General features: G+C 39.9%; 6 protein-coding genes. All 6 read right to left on the bottom strand.

The window, feature by feature from the left end; all coding sequences use genetic code 11:
• Positions 1 to 43: 43 nt before the first annotated feature.
• The 6 genes from rplV to rplC are packed head-to-tail and all read right to left on the bottom strand — an operon-like array spanning position 44 to position 3,104.
• Positions 44 to 379, bottom strand: coding sequence for a 50S ribosomal protein L22 (gene rplV / locus ACY10D_RS01235; RefSeq protein ID WP_117001409.1), 336 nt, complete (start codon positions 377 to 379; stop codon positions 44 to 46).
• A 12-nt stretch (positions 380 to 391) separates the two neighbouring features.
• Positions 392 to 670, bottom strand: coding sequence for a 30S ribosomal protein S19 (gene rpsS, locus ACY10D_RS01240; protein WP_117001410.1), 279 nt, complete (start codon positions 668 to 670; stop codon positions 392 to 394).
• 16 nt (positions 671 to 686) lie between these two features.
• Positions 687 to 1,511 (bottom strand): 50S ribosomal protein L2, encoded by an 825-nt coding sequence (rplB, locus tag ACY10D_RS01245; protein ID WP_486998999.1) that lies wholly within the window; start codon positions 1,509 to 1,511, stop codon positions 687 to 689.
• A gap of 17 nt (positions 1,512 to 1,528) precedes the next feature.
• Positions 1,529 to 1,825, bottom strand: a complete 297-nt coding sequence (rplW, locus tag ACY10D_RS01250) for a 50S ribosomal protein L23 (protein WP_486998996.1) — start codon at positions 1,823 to 1,825, stop codon at positions 1,529 to 1,531.
• On the bottom strand, positions 1,822 to 2,445 hold the full coding sequence (rplD, locus tag ACY10D_RS01255; RefSeq protein ID WP_486998997.1) for a 50S ribosomal protein L4: 624 nt from the start codon (positions 2,443 to 2,445) through the stop codon (positions 1,822 to 1,824). The genes rplW and rplD overlap by 4 nt, the downstream gene beginning before the upstream one ends.
• A 14-nt stretch (positions 2,446 to 2,459) precedes the next feature.
• Entirely contained in the window at positions 2,460 to 3,104 is a 645-nt protein-coding gene (gene rplC, locus ACY10D_RS01260) for a 50S ribosomal protein L3 (RefSeq protein ID WP_486998998.1), read from the bottom strand.
• Positions 3,105 to 3,824 lie beyond the last annotated feature (720 nt).

Here is a 3,824-nt window from a genome sequence, read left to right on the forward strand (position 1 = left end):
GCGTATACCGGTAGGATGAACCTTCTGACCCATTTAGTGCCCCTTAATTTTTTTCTGCCACTTTCACAGTAACGTGAGAAGTGCGTTTTAAAATACGATTACCACGACCTTTAGCGCGAGCTTCAAAACGTTTCATGGTTGAACCTTCATCAACGTGTACTGTAGAAACATACAGCTCGTCAATATCCATACCATCGTTATGCTCAGCGTTAGCAATAGCCGACGTTAAGACACCTTTGATCAATTCAGCAGCTTTTTTATTGCTAAAAGAAAGAAGGTTTAACGCTCTTTCAACTGGCAAACCACGAATTTGATCAGCGACCAAACGTGCTTTTTGAGCTGAAATTCGCGCATGTTTTAATTTAGCTTGAACTTCCATTGAAAACCTCAATTATTTTTTCTTAGCTTTTTTATCTGCTGCATGACCACGGTAATTACGTGTCACAGCAAACTCGCCTAACTTGTGCCCAATCATGTTTTCAGTTACAAGAACTGGAACATGTTGATGACCGTTATGCACAGCGATTGTTAAACCAATCATATCTGGCACAATCATTGATCTTCTAGACCAAGTTTTGATTGGCTTTTTTGAATTAGACTCTTGCGCATCAAACACTTTCTTTAATAGGTGATGATCTACAAAAGGTCCTTTCTTTAATGAACGAGCCACAGTATTCTCCCTTTAATTATTTACGTCTTTGTACAATTAGCTTGTTAGAACGCTTGTTTGTACGTGTTTTCTTACCTTTAGTCTTCACACCCCAAGGCGTTACAGGGTGACGGCCACCAGAGGTACGACCTTCACCACCACCATGTGGGTGATCAACCGGGTTCATCGCAACACCACGTACAGTAGGACGAATACCACGCCAACGATTAGCACCTGCTTTACCGATTGATCTTAAGTTGTGCTCAGAATTAGAAACAACACCAATTACTGCGCGACAACCCAACAATACTTTACGCATCTCACCTGAACGCAAGCGCACAATCGCATAAGCATTATCTTTACCAACGATTTGAACTGAAGTTCCAGCAGAGCGTGCCATTTGCGCACCTTTGCCAGGCTTTAATTCAACGTTATGAACAACCGTACCAAGCGGAATGTTACGGATTGGCATGCAGTTACCTGGTTTGATTGAGACATGCTCACCAGAAACAACTTCCATACCAGCCGTTAAGCCTTTTGGCGCAATCATGTATCTTCTTTCACCATCTTTGTACAACAATAATGCGATATTTGCTGTACGATTTGGGTCATACTCGATACGTTCAACTTTAGCTGGAATACCATCTTTAACGCGTTTAAAGTCAATAACACGGTAGTTTTGCTTGTGACCGCCACCTTGATGACGAACAGTAATACGACCTTGGTTGTTACGACCTGCGTTTTTAGACTTACTCTCAACTAATCCAGCAAAAGGTCTACCTTTGTGAAGCTCAGGGTTTTGGATCTGAACAACAAAGCGACGACCAGGAGAGGTTGGTTTTGCTTTAACTATTTTCATTATCTATCCTCACCGCTAACTTATTCAGCACCAATAAAATTGATGTCATGACCTTCTTGAAGTCTAATATAAGCTTTCTTCCAGTCTTTAGTTCTACCTTCAATACGACCAAAACGGCGCGCTTTACCTTTAACGTTGACAGTTTTCACATCTTCAACTTGTACTTCAAAAAGCATTTCAACTGCTTTTTTAATTTCGTTTTTTGTTGCATCCGTCGCGACTTTGAAAACAACATAAGAAGCACGCTCAGCGGCCTCATATGCTTTGTTTGTCACATGCGGACTTAGCAACACTTTAAGTAATCTTTCTTGATTCATACTAAACGCTCCTCAACTTGCTTAACTGCTTCTTGAGTCATAATTACTTTGTCAAAGCACATTAACGCAACAGGATTGATTTCATGTGAATCAACAACAGCTACATTCTTAATGTTTCTTGAAGCAAGGTACAGCTCTTCAGTAAACTCTTCAGGGCTTACAACAATCAAAGCTTCTTTAACATCTAACTGCTTTAATAACTGGACGAATTCTTTTGTTTTTGGTGTTTCAAGCTTAAAGCCTTCAACCGCCAACAGGCGATCACTTCTTAACAACTCAGACAAAATAGATTGAATTGCCGCACGGTACATTTTGCGGTTAACTTTTTGCTCATAGCTTCTAGGCTTAGCAGCAAATGTCACACCACCTTTGCGCCAGATTGGAGAGCGAATAGTACCAGCACGCGCACGCCCTGTTCCTTTTTGTCTCCAAGGCTTAGCACCACCGCCTGATACTTCAGAACGTGTTTTTTGTGCTTTTGTACCTTGACGCGCACCAGCCATATAAGCCACAACGACTTGATGAACCAATGCTTCATTATAATCTTTAGAGAATACGCTATCTGCCACATTTAGCACGCTAGTGTTTTCACCAGCCAATGTTTTAATATTTAAATCCACGTGCACTCTCCCTCTTAAGCTTTAACTTTGATAGCAGGTGTTACGATAACATCACCGCCTGTTGCGCCAGGAATGCCGCCTTTTAATAACAACAAACCGTTTTCAACATCTACTTTAACAACTTCAAGAGTTTGCATAGTGATTTGAACATTACCCATGTGACCTGCCATTTTCTTATTCTTGAAAACACGACCAGGCGTCTGGTTTTGACCTGTTGAACCATGCACACGATGAGACAGGGAGTTACCATGCGTTGCATCTTGCGTTCTGAAATTATGACGCTTAACACCACCTTGGAAACCTTTACCCTTAGAAGTACCTGTTACATCTACTTTTTGACCAGCTTCAAACATAGAAACATCAACTGTTTTACCAGCTTCATATTCTGCAACTTGTTCTGCGCTTAGACGAAACTCCCATAAACCGCGACCCGGCTCAACATTTGCCTTAGCAAAATGACCAGCCTCCGCTTTATTCACACGAGAGCGCTTCTTAAGACCTGTTGTTACTTGAATAGAGCTATACCCATCTGTATCAGTTGTTTTCACTTGTGTTACCGTGTTTGGCTCCACATGAACAACCGTTACAGGGATAGATGTTCCATCTTCAGTAAAGACACGAGTCATGCCGCATTTGCGACCTACGATACCTAAAGACATCTTTTATCCTCATTTTATTATTATTTACTTCCGTGATTACAATTGACCACGAAACACTTATTTTCACTGCTTTTGCAGCTTTAACCAAAACGCCGCCTTTATTTATTAAGGCAATACTGCTTTGGCAATTTTTCACGACCTAAGTCGCAAAACTTTGATCCACCCAAGGGCAAATTACTTTAACTTTTCTCCAAAAACGCTTTAAAGAAAACTTAAAACAACTCGCAAAAAGACGCTAAAACCCGCCTAAAATAAGCATTCACCAACACCCGAGCACGCAACAAAGCCGCCTGAGCACAGGAAAATGGTAGCGCATTCTAACGCATACTACTTTAAACTTCAACAGCGTGATTGCAATTAGTTTGTTGGCGGGTTGAATCAAATTAAAAGTTACTAAAATTAAACCGAATGATTGATATCAACATAAATCACAGAATCCTTAGTTCGGTTTAGCGTATTAACTCAAACTATAAAAATCTTTAGTTCGGTTTAGCGCATTAACTCGAACTATAAAATTCCTTAGTTAAATTTGAATCGCCCAATTTAACTATAAAAATCCTTAGTTAAATTTATCACCTTAAACTTTACTATAAATTGTTAAATATTTACTAAAAACAAAAAGTTTATTTCTCTCATAGCCTTTAATGTGAATCAAGGTTTAAATTATGCACAGTATTTTTGTGCCAGCAACTCAAATGCTGCACATAGCCTTCCAAATAC

The sequence above is a fragment of the Cysteiniphilum sp. genome (assembly GCF_057495195.1).